The organism is Elusimicrobiota bacterium (genome assembly GCA_016788905.1).
Classification (GTDB): domain Bacteria; phylum Elusimicrobiota; class Elusimicrobia; order FEN-1173; family FEN-1173; genus JADKHR01.
Genome location: JAEURZ010000013.1, coordinates 31,731 through 50,786, shown reverse-complemented (window position 1 = coordinate 50,786; position 19,056 = coordinate 31,731). Strand labels below are relative to the sequence as shown.

The window sequence follows — 19,056 nt, the reverse complement described above, 5'->3', positions numbered from 1 at the left end:
ATGTCCCTACACGTACAAGTGCCCATGCTTGATTTAAAACGAGAATATCTTTACATGAAAAACGAAATTGACGCCGCGATCGGAACCTGTTTGGATCATCAGCATTGGATTTTGGGGCCTGAAGTTAATTTATTTGAAAAGGCAATGATGCACTATCTTTCCGTCAATCATTGCATCGGTGTTTCATCTGGAACGGAAGCTTTAGTCCTGTCTCTTCGTGCCCTGGCTATTAAAAGGACTGGGAAAGAATATTTTGAAAAGAACCATCAAATCATTACCACTCCCTTTACGTTTACCGCAACGGGGGATTCAATCCTACGTTCGGGGGCCACTCCCGTTTTTGTTGACATTGATCCCAAGACCTTCAACATTGATCCCAATCAAGTTCGGGCCTATCTGGACTCTCCGGGGGGAAGAAATGTGGTTGGCCTTCTCCCCGTTCATTTGTACGGCCGGGCGTGTGCAATGGACGACTTGTCGTCGCTTGCACACGAGCGTGGTCTCTTTTTGGTGGAGGACGTGGCGCAGGCCTTCGGCGCCTCGTGGAAAGGTAAAAAAGTGGGTGGTCTGGGAGAGTCAGGGACGTTCAGTTTCTTCCCGTCAAAAAACTTGGGTGGATTTGGAGATGGAGGATTGGTGGCCACCAACGATGGGGAGTTGGCGGCGTTAATTCGGATACTCCTGAAACATGGGGGCCGTGACAAATACAATGTGGAACACATTGGGTACAATGCGCGCTTGGATACCTTACAGGCGGCGATCCTTTTGGCGAAACTAAAATTTATCGATGAATTCAATGAAAAACGGAGGGCGATTGCCGAAACCTACACCCAGGGTTTTAAGAATTATTCCCTGGTAATTACACCAGTTGATGTGGATGGACATGTGTTTCACCAATACACGATTCGAACTCCTGACGGGCGTCGTGATGAAATTCAAAAGGTTCTCCTGCAAGAAGGAGTTCAGTGTATGGTGTATTATCCATTTCCACTAAATGAGATGAAAGTATTTGTTGGAAGAAGTCATGTTTGGGGCGACTTAAAAAATTCGGTAAACGCAAGCCGATGCGTCCTGAGCCTTCCCATCGAACCTCTTCAAGACCTTTCCATTACTCAGTTGGTGATTGCGGCTGTCAAAAAAGTTATTGAAAAAGTAACAGCGAAATAACCGTTCATCAAAAGGGGCCGATAGGGATGAAGGGAAAGACAATCCTAGGCATCGTTTCATTGGGTGTCCTCGCCTTTTTTATTTTTAAGGGCATACAACGAACATTGAATCCTGGTCATTTAATCGTATCGTTAGAGGCGATTAATTCGAGTCTGCCAACAGAAAATAAAATTAATCAACACACGATTGGTGTCGGTTTTGATTCGTTTGTATTTGATGGTGAGAACTTTATACACCATCAGCTTCCCATCCGACCTCCCCAACAAATGTCCATCAGTGTATGGGTCAAACCCTCCCCCCAGAGAGGTCTGATGCCAGATACAGTCATTATCCGAAAAGGTGAATATGAATTCGCTCTGACCCGTGATGAAAGGGAAGCTTCTCAATTATGGGCTTACGCCAATGGTGTCGGTAGTGTTACAAAATCGAATGATCTTAAAATTGGGTTTTGGAATCATGTTGTCCTTCGTTACGATGGCAAACAGATCGTGTTGTTTGTCAATGGGAAGGACGTGATGCGGCGTGAATATTCCGACCGGAATTCAATTGTGGGTTCAGATCTCTATATTGGAGGGGATGGGCGTCAAAACTTTCAAGGGGAAATTGCCCGGTTAAAAGTGTTCGATCGATCGTTGACAAAAATTCAGGTTGGCCTTCTTCGAGGGCTAGAATCTTTTTTAATGGTCCCTGGTTGGAGTATCATGCTAATTGGGGGTGTTTTGATTTTTCTGTTTTGGCTATCACAAAGAAGCATCGTATGGGCTGTGGGTTCTAGTTCTGTTTTGTTTTACTTAACGCACGTCTGGTTTTCCTTTAGAACGCTCGCGGCCCCTTCTGACCCCCTTCAATATGTCGGTTCTGCTGTTTGGAAGACCACCTATGGGTATTGGCCGTGGCTGGATCGCATTGTCCTGGCTAATAATTTGTTTGTATTTTGTGAAATATTTCCACCCATCTACGCCGGTCCAATATACATATTATTGGTCAACACTTCATTGTTGGCTATGTGTCTATGGTGGGCGTCTCGTTCGTCAGGGGTGTGGGCCACAATTATTGTCGGCCTCTTTTTTAACACAACCTACTTAACCCTTGGCTGGAGTACCTACGTCTATCCAGACCAAACGGTTGCCTTGTTTGGTTTAGCATCATTTATCTGTCTCTCAGCTTCATTTGAAAGGGATAATGCGAGAGTCTTAATCTTCCTGGCTGGTTTTTTTTCGGCTTGGGCAACTTTCAGTAAAGCAACAGGAATTGCTTCGATCCTGTTTTCCATTGGATTCTTAATTTTTAAGAAAGAGACACGGTGGATCATTCGATATATCATTGGATTTATGGTGGGTGTCCTGTGCGCTTTGGGGATATTTATTATCCTTTATAACTGGGAATCGTTGGTCAATGTTTGTTACTTGTTTTTTAAATCATCAATAAATGAGAATCTAAAGACCGCAGGAAAACCAATAAATAATTATTTTGATTTAATTATGAACAGTAAATATTACCCGATGCTCGCATTAATTGCATTGCTCGGGGCCTATCGTAATGTCATTACAAATTATTTGTTTACGATAAGTTGGGTGTATTTATTGTTTTTGTGTGTTATTCGATTAGGGGGACCACCCATTCCAAATTATTTTTATCCGGCATTTGTATTTTGTTTGCTTGGTACAGCCATTTATTTAGGTGAGGTCGCACATGAGAGATTAGCGAAATCTGAAATCTTTAATAGACCATTCTTATTCTTGATGGCAGGCTTTTTGGTGATTGTATTCGCTTTCTCCTACGCACGTATCTACCCCCCTGTTTCTCAATTTTCGTATGACTACAATTATTTTTTAGTTCAAGATGTCTATTCTGAAGCTTTCCCTTATCCGATAGGGGTAAAGCTCCTCTACTCGTGGGGCCCAGCTTTTTTAATAGGATTTTTTATTCTCATTGAGATTTTCTCATCCGCAACCATTTTCGCTGCTGGGTTTGGCCTCATCGTTTTTTTTATGGCGTTTTTAAATGGAGGGTTGGCTTACAAAAAGACAGCTTTTGATCGGAATGAGGCCCAGCCTTATTATTCTTTAATATCTATCTTTAACCGATTGCCTCATAAAATGTTTGGTGTTTTTATTGAAAATTCACAAGGCATGAAAATGGATAGGATCCCATGGGTCTACCGGGTGTTTTTTGATGGAAAATTTCATAGAAAAGAAACATTTGATGGTCAGATTGAAAACGAGAAGGAAGTGAATGCTTCAATTATAATATTGAAGGATAGAGAAACGGCTCATAATTTCACAGGCCGGTATATATTAACGGACAAACCCGAATATTTTTCAATGGGATCCCTCAATTATGTTTCCCTATCGAATTATCAATGGGATGACACCCTCTTAACCCTTATTGAAAAGAAGGAATGATCCGGATGTTAAATATCCTTTGGCTGAGGAAAACAAGGAGTGCGCCTTCAATGAGGCAGGCGAGTGTTGTTGCAAGGGCTGATCCGTAAATTGAAAAGTAGGGGATGAGTAATATATTGAGAACAATATTCGAAATGAATACGGTGAGAATCAAAGATGTATAAAGGCCTGGCCTTCCCCCTTGGAGAAAAATTCCCATGAAGGGGCGAAACGCTGCTCCCATAATTACCCCTATCACCAAAATACAAAAAGTCATGCTGCTGGCATAGGTGTTTCCCTTATTGTTCATGAATAGATTAAAAAAGAAAGGGTAGGCAATGAGGATAGCGATACAACCCGTAACGAAGAGGGGGAGAAAAAACGTGTAAACTCCCTGTTGGACCGATTTGAATGATTCGGCCTCTTTTTGTTTTGAAAACGCTTGCCCTAGAATTGGGTCTATATTTTGGCGAATGACGATAGGTATTTGTCCAAGTCCTTCAGCTAAAAGAGCGGGAAAGCTATAGACACCAATGAGCGCGTTGTTTTGAGTAATAAAACCCAAAAGCAGAATATCAACTCGGGTATTAAACTCAATAAGAATTCCACTGAAGACTCCTCGAAGGCCAAAAGACAGGTGTTTTTTTAAAGAGGGTAAAAATAACCTATTAAAACTAAATGCGATCGCGTTCTTTTGGCTATAACCGACGAGCAAAATGAATAACAGGAATTCGGAAAGGGAAAGGGACAAGCTATAAGAAACGGGGTCAAATTTATTTAGACAAAGAAAAAGCGTTGATGAGAGAATAAACAAAGCACGCAATCCTTGAAAAATAGCGTAGGCACGCATATGGCGGAGCGCGTTGAGAGAGAGCATGATCACTTTGTTTAACGAATAAAAAATAAGACCCGGTAAAGTCAGTAAAAACGCCGATAGGACGTTAGGGCTTTTAATAAAAATTGATAAGTGGTCTCTTGATAGAAAAATGATTAAAACAAGGGAACTAGCCAAGCCTCCCACAAGGACAAAAGCGGATGTGAAAATGGCAATACATTTCTCCTCATTATGAATGGAATGAGATATGTGATGTAAGACTGAAAATTGGAATCCTCCGACCCCGATTTGCGAAAAAACAATAAACAGGGCAAAGGCCTGATTAAATATGCCTAGGGAGGCATCGCCAGAAAGGTTTGTAATGGAATAGTTCGTTAATAAGCCACCCACAGCGAGGAAACAAAAACTGCTTATATTCCAAAGGACATCCGAGGCGAACTTTTGACTCATTACGCCGTGAATCTTCACCCATTGATTTCGGAAGCTCATTCTAAGTACGAATCTGTATGACCCGTGCGGGGATCCCTGCTGCGATTGATTTTTGGGGTATGTCTTTCGTCACCACCGCTCCACTCCCGATGATGCTGTTTGCCCCAATTGTGACCCCTTTATTAATTATGGCTCCGGCGCCTATCCAAACATCCTTTTCAATGGTGACACGACCAATGGTATAGTCTTGATGCATGATGAATCGATTGGGGTTATCAAACCCATGGTCCGCGGTATTGATGCACACATAAGGAGCAATGCGGACACCTTCCTCAATTTCCACTCCTCCAAATCCGTCGATGATGACGCCTTGATTAAGAGACACATTCTTCTTTATTCGGGTCTTCCAGGGGAACCAAATCATGACACCATCGGAAATTGAAATCGATTGTATTCTCCCCCAGGAAAATAGATATAAAATCACAAAACGAACGTAATTGATTAACGGGAAAGATGAATATTTGAATACCCCGTACACCGATAAATAGGCAGCATGTAATATGCAATTTTTCAATGTACGCATTTGTTCATTCGGAACCGTGAACCGTGGATTCATGCTATTTGAATTGAGATAGTGGCGGGATTTTTAATATTGTCTCAATTGTGTTCCGCATATCGATCCCAATGGTATCGCAATACCATCTAATGGATTCAAATCTGGGCTGGTTTTCTTGGGCAATCGTATTTATCGCTTGTTCACGTGTGATCATCCCTTCCCGAATTTGATTGCTGCGAAAAGTATCATTCTCGGTAAATCCAGCAATGTGATAATAAATGAAATTATAAAAGGCCGCGGTTCCATCCCCAATACGCCAGGTGCTATTCGTGTCTGTTGCTTTCTCCCAATGGTATTGGGCGAGAGTGGCGTCAATGCGTTTTTCGTCCCAAGGGACATAATCAAAAAGGTTGATGTAATTGTGCGGAATAAAATAATAGGAAACGAAGGCGCCCATTGTATCAACCAGAGAGGAATTTAAGTAAGCAGGATTCGTGGCGTATTCTTGGGCATAAAAAAAAGCCATTTTGAGTTTATTGAGGAGAGATAACGTGTAGGTATGATTCCGTTTGAATGTGGGCGGAATCCCACAAAAACCAGATTTAAACCCCGTGTTTTCAAGCATGTTTTCACATAAAAAAACCAGATCAAGACCGAGTTGTTTTCGAATCTTGTTTGTGTAATAAAAATATTGTTTATCACCGGCCATAAATAGTGGGATGGTTCCGAGTGACGGTTTCTTGAGCCAAGCCAAGACATTGTTGCGGATATTGGTGCGTTTCTTTGTGATATCGGCTGAAACAAGGATGTGTTCAATTCCCAGTTTGCCGCACAGCCTCGCCTGATTTCGTCGAGCTAAATCGGTGACCATTCCCCAGTCGTAAGTGTAAGAAACTGGGTTGAGTTTAAGAATGTTTTTGACATAATGGAGGCCGAAACTACTGTCACGACCTCCGCTGAGGGTGACAAGGCAATTCACCCTCCCTTTCGTGTGAAAAGGGGTAACGCGTTGTTGGAGCTTTTCTTCGCCTTGAATGGGTTGAGAGACGTGGTTCAAGCAATAGTTGCATACCCCTGACGGATCGAAACGGATGAAAGGCATTGTCTCGGGTAAAACGCAACGAGAACATCGCTTGAGTTTAGCAACGGACACGTGTTCCCTATTATAGTGAGTCCGCTCTCCTTCTGAAATCGGGGTGTTTGTTTTTTGTGGTGGGGTTTTCGAATGATTGGAAACGTTTGTAATAGTAATGGTATGGATTTTTGGTGTGCCTCCAAGGGGGACGCGGTTCAATGGGGCTTCATTTTTATTGGTGGTCATTTTAAAAAAGGTTAAGGGATCAGCGAGGTTATTGTTATTAATATGGATTGCTTGTTGAGGGGATACTTGTGAAATAGGACCCCGCAGCACCTTGTGGTTGCGCGATATTCTTTGAAGAATTATTTCCTCTGAAGCAAAAACACAGAAATATTCATTTCTCAGGTAATAAAGGGATCCGTTGTTTGTGGCGAGAATCACGCTGTGGCTGCTCTGGGGAAAAAATGCCACAGAGGCTGTGCCTTCAATAAGCGAAAAAACTTTGGCCAAAGAAGTTTCTTCTGTAAACCCCATTTGATAGAAGTGATTGAAGAGGGTTGGGATTATTTCCGTGTCAACTTCAAGGGCTCGGCTGAGTTGGTGGAATTGTGCCCAGAGGGAGGTGTCGTTAACAATAATTCCATTGTGGACGCAAACGCTGCCTTCTTTTACAACCGGTTGATTGTTGTATTCGTTGAGTTGGTTCCCATTCGTTACCAATCGCGAATGACCAATGGCATAAGGAGAAATGGCTGCGCACGCAGCGCGGAAAACGGGTTTTTTGGTAAATTCCGATGCGGACACTGCCCCTTTCAAAACATGAATTCTTTCCCCCGTGCTTAGAGCCAGCCCAGAGGCTTCTTTTCCGCGCGATTCTGAGAAAAGGAAGAGTTCCTTTAGGATGCTTCGATATTGATTGATTGGGAGTGACTGAGCGGTCAGGTGAGTGATTCCAAATATTCCGCACATAGGATGTTATGGTTTTTGCCCGTGGTGCATGTCCATCCAGAGGGCAAAAAGGATCGTTTGGATGGTGGTCATCAAAGAGGAGGTCAAAATCAGGAGTGTGGTTTTTGGGGCTTCGCCGTAAAGGTAAAAATAGTAAAAAAAACGCACGGTCATTGGTATGATAATGAACACGATGTTAATAAACGCGAATGCGTAGAATAAAACAAGGGGGTGAAAATCTCGAACAACATATTTTCCCCAGAGGCGTCTAAAAAAAAGGTGTATCAGTAAGAGCGATGTTTTGGGAATGTATTTCCATAACTTTATTTTGCTTTTTTCTCGACCATAAACCGGTTGCACTTCAATGTCTGTCGCACGAAAGCCCTCAATGTTGAGCATACATAAAATGTCCGCGTTATATCCATATCCGCGGGTCATTCGTTCAATGGGAATATTGCGTAGGGCTGAATTGCGAATGAGCGTGTAACCGCATTGGGGGTCCATGATCGAATAATACCCGGTCGCGAATTTCGTTAGAATGGTGAGAATTGCATTCCCGAAGAAACGATACGTGGGCATGGAATCAATGTTGCGGTGCAGGAGGCGATTCCCTTTGATGTAATCCGCTTGGGTGGCCAAAAGAGCATCAATCATCTTTGGCAGGTCACTCGGATGCATTTGGTTATCTCCCGCCATGATGGCGGTGACGTCGCCGTCGGATTTTGCGCTGGCTAAGTAGCCGTCAATCAAGCTTTGCCCCAGGCCTTTATTGGCCTCATGATGAATGAGAATGATTCGGCTGTCGACACGCTGGCGTTGCTTGATGCGGGAGGCGGTGTCATCGGTGCTTCCGTCATTAATAACAAAAATTGAATCGACGAATTCGGGAACACCTTCAAGAGTTTCTGTTATAAGATCGTTCTCGTTGTAGGCCGGAATAACAACGGAAATTTTAAGATTTTTGTGCATGCCCTATTTTGTCAAGAAAGAAATCCTTTCCCCAGTCAACGGTCCTTTGCAACCCCTGTTTGAAATCCGTTAAAAAGGAAAGCCCCAGATCGTTTTTTATTTTTGAATTATCGACATTAAAAAATTTGATGTCACCGGGTGTCCAATCTCCATATCGAACATCAGGGGATGGAATTTCTAAGCAGGTGGCCACCATTGATGCCAATTGGCCAATGGTCACCTGAATTCCGGAAGTGCAATTGTAAACTTGACCCCTGGATTTTTCAGCTGTCGCTGATCGAAGATTGGCTTGAACCACGTCATCAATATACGTAAAAGATCGCATCTGCGTTCCATCTCCAAAGATCGTGATCGGTTGCCCTGTTAGTAAACTCCGGACGTAAATAGAAACGACCCCACCGACATCACTTGATTCTTGGCGAGGGCCATAAATGTGAAAATAGCGAAGAATCGTTGTATTGAGACCGTACAGATGATCAAACACTTTCACATACCGCTCCCCAGCCAGCTTGCTGACGCCGTAATACGAAACTGGGGCAAGAGGGTGGTTTTCGTCTTGAGGGAAAACAATAGGTTCCCCATAAACAGAACCGGTGGACGCATGAACGAATTTTTTAATTTTGTATTTAACCGCAAGTTCGAGGAGATTAAACGTTCCGGTGCCATTGATCTCGAGGTCTTTCCTCGGATCTTTCATGCAGATTGTTTTTTTTGAAGCCGCCTGATGAAAAACAACATCCACGCCTGGGAAATGTTTTTCAAGGTCATGATCGTTTGTTATATCGCAATTGACTTCATGAAAATTATCGTACCCCTTCAGATGGGCGAGATTAATCGGTTTGCCAGCAAAGTAATTATCAATACTAATGGTTTCAACGCCCATCTTTACCAAAGCTTCAACCACGTGACTCCCGATAAATCCTGCGCCGCCAGTCACCAAGGCTTTTTTATAGGGAAAATTATTCATGGATTCCTTTGAAGAGTGATGTGCTTCCTGTTTGCTTTGGGTTTCGTCGCCAGAATCGGATTATGCCTTATGTTTTTATTTCCTGCAATCCATTGGTGTGCCAAGTGTCTCAGCTTATTGTAGTATTTGCGCACAGAATTTTTTCTCTCGTTTGTGCCCAAGGGGGGCTTCACTCCATCCCCTGGAAAGGGAAACCTATGGAAAAATCCGCGGACCATGAAGGTCCTGTTATTCAAATCGGGGCGTCCGAATTGATTGAGTTTTTGCGCGTGGGGGGGCGTATCCTTCTTCGAGCCCTTGTGGGAGGATTCGTGGGCGGGATACTTGGTTTTTTTATTGGATCCCATCTGCGGATAGACTATATTTCGGAAGCCTTTCTTGAGGTTTCGACAAACCCCATTCAAAAAGTATTGGACTCCCGGGCGGACTCTGATTTCTTGGCTGCAAAAAGTGACTCAACAAGTCAGGTGAAAACGGTTGAAGTCCTCGCCGAAACCCAAAATGTTTTGAATACGGTCACTTCCCGACTTAACGAAAAGGGGCTGAACACCCCAGTTTCTTTTTCTGCCAGGAGTATTCATAATACACGGTTGTTGCGTTTACAGGCCACATCGAGCTCTGCCAAGGAATCTATCCAAGGGGTTAATTTTTGGGCGCAAGCTGTTGTCGATGTTTTGGGCCAACAACGTGCCGAAATGTTTCAAAAGGGGGACGCATTGTTGGGGGGCCCCTATGAGAAATTGTGTCATGAAATGGAGGGTCTTCAATCTCAAATTAAACGACTTAAACCGCAGTTAGCTATTCAACAAGCTGAGCTTGAATCTCGGCAGTCCATGGTTATTGGTCAAATAAAAGAGCTGATGCTCATTGATCCTGCCATTGATCAAAATTCATATACGCTTCCCGTGATGAAAGAGGAGATGAAGAAACATAAATTGATTTTCCCAAATGCGCCTGTGGCAGGTGGGAATCAGGACGTTCTTCCCTTACGTGAATTCCCTCTTGGAGTGGAGTCCGGAACCAAAATTCAGGGGATTATTACTTATGGGGCAAATCCTCTGTATCTGGACCTGCAGAAGAAAATTAGCGATATGGCGGTGGATCAAGAGACTCTTGTTTTTCGTAGGAACCAACTCAAAAATAGCATAAAGGAAAACAAAACATTAATCGACAGAATTTCCGGGGCTATAATCACCTCTTCTGTTTCGTTAGATCGGTTGGAACGTGATTATGAGATCGCAAATAAGAGTTTTATAGCCATTTGTTCCAATATGGGTGAAACGAGACTTGCCGGCAGTGTCCCAATGGCTAATGTTCGGATAGCGAGCCAGGCGGTTGTCCCTGGGGAAAAGACAAAGGTCAAGGCGGCCACAAGTTTTTTTTCCTTCCTTGGGTTCTTGGGGGTATTCATTTTTTTCTCCTTTAGAGTCAAACCTGGCGTATCCTCCATTTTTTTAAATCATGGGTGATCAACGATATCCCAATGAGGGATCCTCTTTTTCTCGAAAGTCCTTTTCTTATGCATTTTAAAAAAGCCATCGTATTCCTCCACGATTTATTGGTCGCGGGACTGGCGTGGCTATTGGCATTCCATTTCCGATTTAATTTTTCTATTCCTGACTCAAACAAAGAAAGTTTGCTCTGGTCTTTGGTGATTGTCGTGAGTGTTCAAGGCGTCGTTTTTTGGGGATTTGGGCTCTACCGGAGTCTTTGGCGTTTCGCGAGCCTTCCAGACCTGAGACGTATCGTGCTGGCCGTTCTGGTTTCCACCTTAGCCTTTGTGATGGCCCTTTTCCTTTATCGTCGGTTGGAACAAGTGCCGAGATCGGTGCTCCTTTTGGACCCCATATTATTGATCACGTTTATGGGGGGAAGTCGTTTTCTTTATCGATCTTGGAAAGACGGGCATCTCATCCCCATCCGAAAACTTTCGGCCACGCCTGTGTTGGTCTTAGGAGCAGGGCAATCGGCGTCTCGACTTCTTCGAGAGCTCTTTCGTGGAAGCGAGTGGGAAGTGGTGGGGCTGCTGGACGATGATCCCCAGAAAAAAGGCCGGATGCTGTCCGGGGTCACCGTGCTTGGCGCTGTTTCGGAACTGGCGGGATGTGCTAAAAAATACGATGTGACCCAAGTGATTCTGGCTATGCCCTCCGCCTCTCCCTGGCGTCGCCGAACAGTTGTGGAAGCCGCCAATGCGGCGGGGTTAACTGTTTTGACAGTGCCACGGTTGGAAGATCTGCTGACGGGGCGGCTCAGTGTTTCCCAAATTCGCCGAGTGGAGTTGGAGGATTTGTTAGGTCGTGGCCGGGTCAAGCTTGATGAAGCAGGTTTACACGGTTTGTTGACGAATCGGGCCGTTTTAGTAACGGGGGCGGGAGGATCCATTGGATCGGAACTTTGTCGTCAAATCGCCCGGTTCTCTCCTTCAAAGTTGATGCTATTGGAATCCAACGAATTCGCCCTTTATCGCATCGAACAAGAGTTTTTTGAGCACTTTCCATCCATTCCCATCATCGCGTTGTCCGCCGATGTTCGAGATCCTCGTCGTTTGGATGAGTTGTTTCAACGTTTCTCTCCCCAGGTTGTCTTTCATGCGGCGGCGTATAAACACGTCCCCCTCATGGAAAATGACAATTGTTGGGAAGCCGTCCGCAACAATGTATTGGGAACCCTCAATACCGCTCACGCTGCGATTCGTCAGGGGGTGGAAAAATTTGTCTTTATCTCTTCTGACAAGGCTGTGAACCCCACCAACGTGATGGGGGCGACAAAACGATTGGCCGAAATGGTTTGTCAAGGGCTTCATTCCGTTGGCAAGACACAGTTCGTTGTTGTTCGGTTCGGGAATGTGCTTGGGAGTACCGGAAGCGTTATTCCCAAATTCAAAGAACAGATTGCGCGTGGGGGGCCTTTGACCGTCACTCATCCTGATATGACACGGTATTTCATGTTGATCCCGGAAGCAGCCCAGTTGGTGCTTCAGGCCGGGCTCATGGGAAAGGGGGGCGAGCTCTTTGTCCTCGATATGGGATCTCCTGTCAAAATTCTTGACCTCGCTCAGGACATGATTCGCCTCTCTGGATTTAAACATGACGAAATAAAAATCGTTTTTACCGGTCTTCGGGCGGGCGAAAAAATAAAGGAAGAGCTACTGGCGGACGAAGAGAAAACTCTCCCCACTCACCACTCTAAAGTGCGTATTGCTCGGGCAAGGGAAGTCTCCCCCACCTTTCTTAATGATTTGTGCAACTGGATTGAACAAACTCCGATCCTTTCGGATGAAGAGGTTAAGCGAGGGCTTCGAGACTGGATCCCTGAGTATTCCTTTGAGCGTGCCCCTCAACCCCCTCGGCACCGGTGACTTTTTAGTGACGACGCGTGTGGACCGCCCGGTCAATGACATTGGATTTTTTCACCGGCTTTTGGTGTTCCTCTTGGGGTTTTCTCCTTTTTTCTCGATTGCTGCAACGAACATCTTTCTCGTCATTCTTTTCCTGTTGTGGGTAGCCGATTTGGTTCGAAAAAAAACGTCTATATCTATTCATCACACACCTTTTGACCTTGTTCTGGTCTGCTATTTGTCCGTGTGGTTTTTGGCTGGTTTAGTGGGGTATTCCCCGATTGAAAGCTTAAAAAAAGCGGTAAATTTTCAGCATCCCTTATTATTTTACTTTCTACTTTTTTCTTATGGAGGGCGCCTCATCCCGTCCGTCCTTTGTGGGCTGGGTGTGGGCGCGGGTCTCAATGTTCTCTACGGTTGGGGACAATTCATCCTCTGGGAAGGAGTGTATGACTTTAAAGGGGGGGAGATTCCGGCCTGGTTTCAACGTCTTTCGTTTTATTGGCAAAAAGTTATTTCACTTTCCCCGAAAGATAATCGGATTCATGGGTCCCTCCATCTAATGACGTATAGCCATCTCCTTTTACCCCCATTCTTTTTTATGGGAGCCCTTCTTCTTGAAAAAAAGGAGAAGATTCTTATGTGTTTGGTTGGGTTTCTTCTTTCCGGTGCGGCCTTGGTGTTTGCGGCGGAACGGGGGCCGATATTGGCCGGGGGAATCGGGTTGCTCTTTATCTTCGTCATTCATCCACGACGTGTTCGTTTGCTGGTTCCGATGCTCTTTATCCTATCCCTGGTCTTTATTTACCCCGCTTCCCGTATTAAAATGGGAGACATCTTCGATGCGCAACGCTTTAAAGAAAACCATAGGCTTGCCATCTGGAAGGGTGGACTCTACGTGTTCTCTCGTCATCCACTTTTAGGCGTGGGACCGGGCCAAATCAAACGAGCCGTGGAACATTACAAAGATGAATCAGATTTTCCCCCGAATCCAAAAGGTCAGGCGGGTGACCTCCATAATTATTACCTTCAAAGATTAGCGGAAATGGGAATCCCTGGCCTCGTGGTGTCCTGCTGGCTTCTTTGGGTTTTATTGGAAAACGGAAATAATTGTTTTCGCAAAAGGAATTCTGTCGCTCAAGCATTTCCCGAATGGGCTCCTGAAACAATCAATGCCCTTTCCCTTTGTTTTTTTGCGTCTTTTCTTTCCTTCCTTTTCGTCAACATTACGGAACGGGCGTTTGATGACGCGGAGGTTTCCCTGGTGTTTTGGATGATGGCGGCTGCGTCTGTTTGGCTCGTGCGACAGTCAAACCGAGTTCGTCTCTCTGTATGAAGTCTCTCTCTGTCTGGGTTGTTCAAGTTGGCGAGAATATGCGTTTTGCGGAGAACCCGGTTCTCCAGCGGACCGGTTATTTGGTTGAAAAACTAGTAGAGCGAGGGCATCGGGTTTTGTGGTGGGGAAGCGCATTTGACCATTTCAAAAAAGAATGGCTATTTAATTCGGACCAGAAGGTATCTCTGCGTTCAGGTGTTGAGTTCATTGCCTTGGGGGGGAGGGGCTACAAGAAAAATATATCTTTGGCTCGATTTAGGGATCACCGAGTTTTGTCATCGAAATTCCGAAGCCTTGCACCAGACTTTGATCGGCCAGACGTCATGGTTGTATCAACGCCGCCCTATGACCTAGCTTATGAGGCCGCTCTCTACGCAAATGAACGGCGAATCCCGTTTCTTGTGGATGTCCGAGATCCATGGCCAGATCTCTTTGTAGACCACTTTCCAAAACCATTACGATGGTTGGCTCGCTTTTTTTTAATGGGCGAACGGCGACGGCTGCAAACTGCTGTGCGTTCGGCCACGGCCATTCTTTCAGTAACGGAAGATATGTTGGAGTGGGGCCTCGCTCACTCTGGCCGCAAGAGAACTTCCCAGGACCAGGTCTTGGGTTTAGGATTTTCAACTTTTAAGGGATCTGACGATAGGGTTTCTCCACGTCTAATAGAAAAGGCGGGACAATGGAATGGGAAATTTGTCGTTCTTTTCGTTGGAACGATTTCCCCCTCTTATCATAATCCAGCCATTTTATTGAAGGCTGCTCGGCTTCTGTCCTCGAGCAACCTTCATTTTGTCATCGCAGGGGAAGGGGAAGGGTTAGAAACTATTCGAAGTGAGGCTAAAATCTTACCTAATGTTACTGTAACTGGGTGGTTAAACCGCGCGGATTTGCAGTTCGTACTGCTCCGATCCCATGTGGGGGTGTGCCCCTGTTCAGTTTCATTGGAGATTCCAACGAATAAATTTTTCGCTTATATCTCTGAGGGCCTCCCGGTGGTTTCTTCGTTTGGAGGCGAAATTCGGAATATAATTGAAAAAGAAAAGGTTGGGCTTTTTTATCCCCCTGGAGATCTAGGTAATTTGGTAAAATCTCTCCGCCAACTTTCCGATGATTCCGTTTTTTTTAATCTGTGTTCAAAAAATGCAACACGGCTCTTTCACGAAAGGTTTAACGCCTCTGTCATTTATTCCAGATACGCCGAAAGGGTCGAGGCTCTCGTGCGAGGCGAAATGGGACCCAATAAAGGAAAGAGTCATCGATCGGGAGATTTGTAAATTGAAACGAATGATTGATATTTTTTTGTCAACGACTGGTTTAATTTTTCTATTACCCTTTATCGCGTTGATCGCTTTTTTGATCAAACGTGAAGACGGGGGGCCTGTTATTTATGGGGGAAAACGGGTGGGGTTAAACGGTGGATTGTTCTCCCTTCTCAAATTCAGAACGATGGTTGTGAACGCCGACAAAATCGGTGGGTTTACTGCTTCCGATCGGGATCCGCGAATCACTAAAATTGGGCTGTGGCTTAGGAACAAAAAATTAGATGAACTTCCGCAGCTGTGGAACGTCATCCGTGGGGACATGAGCCTTGTGGGCCCTCGCCCGGAGGTTAAGCACTATGTGGACATGTTTACGGCTGAGGAGAAAAAGATTTTAAGCGTTCGCCCGGGGATCACGGACTGGGCATCACTCGCGAATCCGGATGAGGGGGCATTCTTAAAAGATCATCCCGATCCAGAGAGGGGATACATGGAGCTTATTCGCCCAACAAAATTGCGTTTGCAAATGAAATACGTGGATCACCATAATTTGTGGGTGGATCTGGTCATCCTGTGGCAAACAGCACGAACCCTTCTTTTTAAAAAACATGTTGACCTTAAATTCCTTTGAAAACAACAATGAAAAATGTTGATTTTTTAATTCAACTCTACACCTCGATGGTTCGTATTCGGACATGCGAGGAAAGCCTTGTTGATCCCATTCAAAGAGGGGAAATCAAGACCCCGTGCCACCTTTGTTCTGGGCAGGAGGCCGTGGCTGCAGGCGTTTGTGCTGCTCTGAGGAAAACGGACGCCATTTTTGGCGGACATCGCTCCCACGGCCATTATTTGGCCAAAGGGGGAAGTATGGACGAACTGGTGGCTGAGATTTTTGCGAAAAGCGGCGGATGTTCCGGAGGACGAGGCGGATCCATGCACATCATTTCTCCCGAAAATGGTGTGTGGGGGGTTGTCCCGATTGTGGCTGGTACGATTTCGTTAGCGACGGGAGCGGCGATGGCGGCCAGAATTCAAAAAAAAGACCAAGTCGTTGTCAGTTTCTTCGGTGATGGAGCGACCGGGGAGGGTGTTCTTTACGAATCCCTCAACCTTGCCTCTCTCCTTAAACTTCCCATCATTTATGTTTGCGAAAACAATTTTTATTCGACCCACATGCCTTTACGGGAGTGTCGGCGTAGGGACAATATTTTTCAGACCGGTCTTCCTTTCGGTATTCGCGGGATTCGATTGGACGGAAATGATGTGCGTGCTGTCTTTAAGGCTTCTCAGAAAGCGGTGACCCTTTGTCGTTCCGGGAACGGTCCCGTTTTCTTAGAATGCGTGACCTATCGATTGCGGGGGCATGTGGGCGCCGATGATGTTGTGCAGGGAAGTCATACCGATATTCGCCCTCCCGCCGAGGTGGAACGCTGGCGTCGTCGTGATCCATTGTCGCGGTTCAAAAAAGTTTTGATCAAGGCAGGTGTCAGCCAAGTTGCGCTGAAGAAAATTCAGAAGGAATCCTCAGAGGAAGTCGCGCGGGCCCATGCTTTCGCTCGCCGGAGTCCCGCTCCCCTGTCTCGCGATTTGGGAGAAAATATTTTTGGACCAGTGGTGGCTTTATGACTTCCGTGACCCGATCTTCTTCTGCCCCAAAGACATCCCCGTCGCGGCGATTGACCTTTAGTTTGGCAATAAATGAGGCGATTCATCAGTCTATGGCGGCGGATGAACGTGTGGTTCTTCTTGGGCAGGGAGTTAAAAGTCCATGGTATGTGGGTAACACAACACGGGGTCTCTTGGAACGGTTTGGGGAGTTAAGGGTTCAAGACACCCCGGTGTCTGAAAATGCTGTCACGGGGGCAGCGGTGGGCATGGCCATTGCGGGGCTCCGTCCCATTGTTGTGCATCCTCGGGTTGACTTTTTGGTTTATGCGCTTGATCCCATTTTGAACCAGGCGGCCAACTGGCGCTACATGTTTGGGGGGCGATCCTCGGTTCCCATGGTTCTTTGGGCCATTGTCAATCGTGGGGGAGAGCAGGGCGCCCAACATTCCCAGTCTCTGCATGCGCTGTTTGCCCATGTACCGGGTTTAAAGGTGGTGATGCCATCGACCCCTCATGACGCCAAAGGATTAATGGTTTCAGCCATTCAGGACAATGACCCTGTCGTTTTTATAGATGAACGTTGGTTGTATTCGACAGAAGACGAAGTTCCGGAAGATTTTTACTCCATTCCCTTAGGGCGAGGGGTGGTTCGGCGGGTGGGCCGAGATGTGACCTTGGTGTCGGCATCCTTTTTGTCTAAGGAGACCGTTCGCGCGGCGGAGGTGTTGGCTGAGGAGGGAATTGACGCCGAGGTGATCGACCTGCGAACCATCAAGCCTTTGGACAGTAATCTGGTGTTGTCTTCTCTCAAGAAAACGGGCCGTTTGGTGGTTGTGGATGGGGGGTGGCGAACATGTGGGTTTGCCGCCGAAGTCGCCGCATTGGCCGCTGAAGCAGGGCCAGCCATTCTTCGTGCTCCCGTGGTTCGGATCACTTTGCCGGATATCCCAGCACCGGTCAGCACCTCGCTGGAGGAGGTTTACTATTTTGGATATAAAGAAATTGTTCAGCGAACGAAAGGAGTGATGTCATGACCTCTACTTCATCTACAGAAAAGGTCCGATTTGTTGGTTACACCCGGCAATACGATCGCTGGAAAGAAAAGTTCAACAGCGTTTTTCATGAAATCATGTCGCAAGGGGAGTTCATCCTTCGCAGGCACCTGAGTGATTTTGAGGCCAGAATCGCTAAATACGTCGGGACCAAACACGCCATTGGAATGAACACTGGGACGGACGCCCTTTACTTATCTGCTCATGCCTTAGGGTTCGGTCCAGGCGACGAAGTCATCACCGTGGGGCACACGTTTGTCGCCACGATTGGAGCGATTGCCCAATGTGGGGCGACGCCCATTTTGATTGACGTTTCGGACGATTTTAATATGGACGTTCGCCAAATTGAAATGGCCATCACACCTCGAACCAAGGGAATTATCCCAGTTCATTTGAACGGGCATGCCGCTGATATGGACGCGATTTTGTCCATTGCGAAGCGGCACGGTTTAAAAGTGATTGAAGATGCCGCCCAGGCTTTAGGGGCCACTTATAAGGGAAAAAGGACCGCCTCCATGGGCGATACGGGTATTTTTAGTTTTTATCCTGCCAAAATGTTGGGGACGGCTGGCGACGGTGGAATGGTTTGCACTAATGACGATCTTCTGGCACGGAAGCTGAGGGCTTTTCGAGACAACGGGCGTGTGGAGTCTGTCGAACAAATCGAGTGTTTTGGGTGGTGTACGCGTCTGGACAATCTTCACGCGGCTCTGCTAAACATGAAATTTGATTATTTTGATGAAGACGTGAAACGTCGGCGCGCCATTGCGCTCCGTTACGATTCCGCTTTGCTTGGCGTGGGGGATATCAAAACTCCCCCGGTGTCTTCGTCCGAGTATTATGACGTTTTCCAAAACTATGTCATCCGATCCCAAAAACGCGATTCTTTGGTGAAGCATTTACGAGACAACGGAATTGAGATTTTGATTTCATGGTCTCCCCCCAATCACAAGCAGATGGGGTTAAAACTGAGCCATTTTCAACTCCCTAAAACAGAGGAAATTTCAAGGGAAGTTCTGTCCTTGCCGATGTATCCCGAACTTCGAGACGACGAGGTGGATCGCGTGGTCTCTGAAATTCGCCGGTTTTTTAAATGACCCTGCCGGCTGTCACTCCTGAACAACA

Annotated in this window: 15 protein-coding genes; 10 read left to right on the top strand and 5 right to left on the bottom strand. The window is 46.0% G+C overall.

The window, feature by feature from the left end; all coding sequences use genetic code 11:
- Both JNK54_06655 and JNK54_06650 read left to right on the top strand, forming a co-directional pair.
- Complete coding sequence (locus tag JNK54_06655) at positions 1 to 1,167, top strand: DegT/DnrJ/EryC1/StrS family aminotransferase (protein ID MBL8023946.1); 1,167 nt, start codon at positions 1 to 3, stop codon at positions 1,165 to 1,167.
- A gap of 26 nt (positions 1,168 to 1,193) precedes the next feature.
- Complete coding sequence (locus tag JNK54_06650; GenBank protein MBL8023945.1) at positions 1,194 to 3,572, top strand: hypothetical protein; 2,379 nt, start codon at positions 1,194 to 1,196, stop codon at positions 3,570 to 3,572.
- On the opposite strand, the gene JNK54_06645 is transcribed toward JNK54_06650, so the two are convergent.
- The 5 genes from JNK54_06645 to JNK54_06625 form a co-directional block, all read right to left on the bottom strand.
- Complete coding sequence (locus JNK54_06645) at positions 3,553 to 4,854, bottom strand: polysaccharide biosynthesis C-terminal domain-containing protein (GenBank protein ID MBL8023944.1); 1,302 nt, start codon at positions 4,852 to 4,854, stop codon at positions 3,553 to 3,555. The two genes, JNK54_06650 and JNK54_06645, sit on opposite strands and share 20 nt — an antisense overlap.
- A 22-nt stretch (positions 4,855 to 4,876) precedes the next feature.
- Positions 4,877 to 5,431: an acyltransferase gene (locus JNK54_06640; protein MBL8023943.1), complete on the bottom strand. Its 555-nt coding sequence runs from the start codon at positions 5,429 to 5,431 to the stop codon at positions 4,877 to 4,879.
- Position 5,432: 1 nt separating this feature from the next.
- On the bottom strand, positions 5,433 to 7,265 hold the full coding sequence (locus JNK54_06635; GenBank protein MBL8023942.1) for a hypothetical protein: 1,833 nt from the start codon (positions 7,263 to 7,265) through the stop codon (positions 5,433 to 5,435).
- Between the two features lie 159 nt (positions 7,266 to 7,424).
- Positions 7,425 to 8,366 carry a glycosyltransferase family 2 protein gene (locus JNK54_06630; GenBank protein MBL8023941.1) on the bottom strand — a complete coding sequence of 314 codons (942 nt, stop codon included), beginning with the start codon at positions 8,364 to 8,366 and terminating at the stop codon, positions 7,425 to 7,427.
- Entirely contained in the window at positions 8,350 to 9,333 is a 984-nt protein-coding gene (locus JNK54_06625; protein ID MBL8023940.1) for an SDR family NAD(P)-dependent oxidoreductase, read from the bottom strand. The genes JNK54_06630 and JNK54_06625 overlap by 17 nt, the downstream gene beginning before the upstream one ends.
- A gap of 197 nt (positions 9,334 to 9,530) precedes the next feature.
- Between JNK54_06625 and JNK54_06620 the strand changes: the two genes are divergently transcribed.
- The 8 genes from JNK54_06620 to JNK54_06585 are packed head-to-tail and all read left to right on the top strand — an operon-like array spanning position 9,531 to position 19,028.
- On the top strand, positions 9,531 to 10,802 hold the full coding sequence (locus JNK54_06620) for a hypothetical protein (GenBank protein MBL8023939.1): 1,272 nt from the start codon (positions 9,531 to 9,533) through the stop codon (positions 10,800 to 10,802).
- 50 nt (positions 10,803 to 10,852) lie between these two features.
- Entirely contained in the window at positions 10,853 to 12,694 is a 1,842-nt protein-coding gene (locus JNK54_06615; protein MBL8023938.1) for a polysaccharide biosynthesis protein, read from the top strand.
- 7 nt (positions 12,695 to 12,701) lie between these two features.
- On the top strand, positions 12,702 to 14,009 hold the full coding sequence (locus JNK54_06610; GenBank protein ID MBL8023937.1) for an O-antigen ligase family protein: 1,308 nt from the start codon (positions 12,702 to 12,704) through the stop codon (positions 14,007 to 14,009).
- Complete coding sequence (locus tag JNK54_06605) at positions 14,006 to 15,286, top strand: glycosyltransferase family 4 protein (GenBank protein ID MBL8023936.1); 1,281 nt, start codon at positions 14,006 to 14,008, stop codon at positions 15,284 to 15,286. Before JNK54_06610 ends, JNK54_06605 begins: the two co-directional genes overlap by 4 nt.
- 10 nt (positions 15,287 to 15,296) lie before the next feature.
- The gene (locus JNK54_06600) at positions 15,297 to 15,902 is read left to right on the top strand and encodes a sugar transferase (GenBank protein ID MBL8023935.1); all 606 of its coding nucleotides are present in this window, start codon (positions 15,297 to 15,299) and stop codon (positions 15,900 to 15,902) included.
- A gap of 8 nt (positions 15,903 to 15,910) precedes the next feature.
- Positions 15,911 to 16,897 (top strand): thiamine pyrophosphate-dependent dehydrogenase E1 component subunit alpha, encoded by a 987-nt coding sequence (locus tag JNK54_06595; GenBank protein ID MBL8023934.1) that lies wholly within the window; start codon positions 15,911 to 15,913, stop codon positions 16,895 to 16,897.
- Entirely contained in the window at positions 16,894 to 17,913 is a 1,020-nt protein-coding gene (locus tag JNK54_06590) for an alpha-ketoacid dehydrogenase subunit beta (protein MBL8023933.1), read from the top strand. The genes JNK54_06595 and JNK54_06590 overlap by 4 nt, the downstream gene beginning before the upstream one ends.
- The gene (locus tag JNK54_06585; protein ID MBL8023932.1) at positions 17,910 to 19,028 is read left to right on the top strand and encodes a DegT/DnrJ/EryC1/StrS family aminotransferase; all 1,119 of its coding nucleotides are present in this window, start codon (positions 17,910 to 17,912) and stop codon (positions 19,026 to 19,028) included. Before JNK54_06590 ends, JNK54_06585 begins: the two co-directional genes overlap by 4 nt.
- Positions 19,029 to 19,056: the final 28 nt, after the last annotated feature.